Annotated in this window: 1 protein-coding gene; it reads left to right on the forward strand. The window is 59.1% G+C overall.

The features are described from left to right. Positions 1 to 47: 47 nt before the first annotated feature. On the forward strand, positions 48 to 1435 hold a 1388-nt coding region (locus LOM8899_RS23310; protein ID WP_168770647.1), incomplete at its 3' end, for an ISL3 family transposase.

Genomic DNA, 1435 nt, shown 5'->3' on the forward strand with positions numbered 1-1435 from the left:
TGTGTGGCGCAACTATCCTGAGCTTGGAACATTCGGGAGGGATAGTCGTGATTTCAAAAAAGCACTGGTCGCCCGGGAGCGACGTTTCGGTTCAAGGCGTTAAGCGACGTGATTCCGGCGGGTGGCTTGTATCCGGTGTTTTGGCACCGAGAGGCATCTGCCCAGATTGTGGTTTGCATTCTCGGCGTCGTCACGGGTGGCGGCAAAGGCGGCTACAGGATTTACCTGCACTTGGCGACAAGGTAACAATCGCACTCTGGGTTTGCAGGTGGCGATGTCGCGCTTCCACGTGCCCGCGGCGGACTTTTTCGGACTACACCTCGTCAATTGCGCGTCCATTTGCACGTCGAACTTCGCGTGCTGATGACATTGTAGTTCATCTGGGGCACGCCACGGGTGGACGGCCTGCCGAGCGGCTCTTGCGCCGTTTAGGCGTCGGTGTCAGCAATGACACGGTGCTGCGACACCTCAAGAAGTGTGCGGAAAGCGTCGCCCCGCCGCCAACGGTCATTGGCATCGACGATTGGAGCTGGCGCAAGTCGCAGACTTACGGAACCATCATCGTCGATCTCGAGCGGCAGACCGTAATTGATATTCTTCTGGATCGGAGCGTTGAAAGCTGTGCGAGCTGGCTGCGGCAGCACCCTGAGATTGAAGTCATCAGTCGGGATCGTTGTGGCGGATATGCGAAGGCCGCACGTCAGGGTGCACCGCAAGCCCTGCAGGTCGCAGACCGTTTCCATCTCGTCCAGAACCTGCGCCAGGCCATTGAAGAGCAGATGAATATGCATGGCCGCGCCACCGGGCGGGCGCTATTGTCAGATGCCGAAAACATCAGCACGGCCAATCATCTACTGCGATCGCGTCTTGCTCATCGGAAATCACGTGAGGAAATTTTCCGAAACATCCATGCGCTTCGTGATCAAGGGCTGTCTTGTAGCGAAATTGGACGGCGGACCGGCTTCCCGCGTCGTAGTGTGGCGAAGTGGTTGAACTCCGACTCGCCACCAGACCGCCGCCGAGCTGCATTGAAGCCCACGTCGCCGTGGTACTTTGAGGGCTCACTGGCCGATCTCTGGAAACAGGGTATCCGGTCCGGCCAGGAATTATTGATCGAAATTCAACGCCATGGCTATGAGGGCAGCTTGTCTCATTTGCAACGTCTGCTGGCCGGATGGCGAAGGGATGAACAAACCGCTCTAGCAGGCCCGACCGACACGCCGCTGCCCTTGGCGCCTGTGCGGGACCCGCAAACCGGCCACGCCATTTCGCCGGTTGTCGCAGCGGCGCTCTGTATCAAGCCGCGACGCAAATTGACCGCAGACCAGGCCCAAAAGGTAGATGCATTGAAGGCCGGATCGCCAAGCTTTGCCACGATGCGGAGCCTTGCCATGCGGTTTCAGGGCATTTTGCGCGGCGACCAGTCCGCCCCGCT

Source organism: Flavimaricola marinus, assembly GCF_900184895.1.
Taxonomy (GTDB): Bacteria; Pseudomonadota; Alphaproteobacteria; order Rhodobacterales; family Rhodobacteraceae; genus Flavimaricola; species Flavimaricola marinus.